The organism is Faecalibacillus sp. TM498 (genome assembly GCF_020589955.1).
Classification (GTDB): domain Bacteria; phylum Bacillota_I; class Bacilli_A; order Erysipelotrichales; family Coprobacillaceae; genus Faecalibacillus; species Faecalibacillus intestinalis.
This window is the reverse complement of sequence record NZ_JAJDKB010000153.1, coordinates 1-396: the sequence shown is the minus strand read 5'-3', so window position 1 is coordinate 396 and position 396 is coordinate 1. Positions and strand designations below refer to the sequence as shown.

The window sequence follows — 396 nt, the reverse complement described above, 5'->3', positions numbered from 1 at the left end:
CCGGGATTCTCTACATTTTGTATCTCTACATCTAGATAAATTCTTTTCATTGTTCCATCAGCTTGTGGCAGATTGATACAGCATAAATAATCGAATTCCACTCTTCCATGATGAGCAATATCGATGACATTATTTAGCTGTTGGAAATAAGAATTCCCTTACTGCTCCTTCTTTCCTTTAATAAGTTCAATGATTTCTTCTAGAGATACATCCTCAGCTTCTTTAATAAATCCTTTAATGATTCTTCCTAAGATTTCAGGATGTCCTAATATTCTTTTACAGAGTTTATCGATCATGATAATATGGTCATTTGATGTGATTTCTAATACTTTTTCCATTTAGTTTTTCCTCCTATTATTATATAGACAATTTTTTGATCTTTTTCTTTTTATTTTT

At 30.1% G+C, this 396-nt stretch carries 1 protein-coding gene; it reads right to left on the bottom strand.

The window, feature by feature from the left end; all coding sequences use genetic code 11:
* Positions 1-158 precede the first annotated feature (158 nt).
* Positions 159-338, bottom strand: a complete 180-nt coding sequence (locus LJD32_RS15100; protein ID WP_227403850.1) for a hypothetical protein — start codon at positions 336-338, stop codon at positions 159-161.
* Positions 339-396 lie beyond the last annotated feature (58 nt).

Bases quoted from the DNA above. Each gene is read 5' to 3' on its own strand.
- LJD32_RS15100 (WP_227403850.1), bottom strand. From the start codon at position 338: ATGGAAAAAGTATTAGAAATCACATCAAATGACCATATTATCATGATC.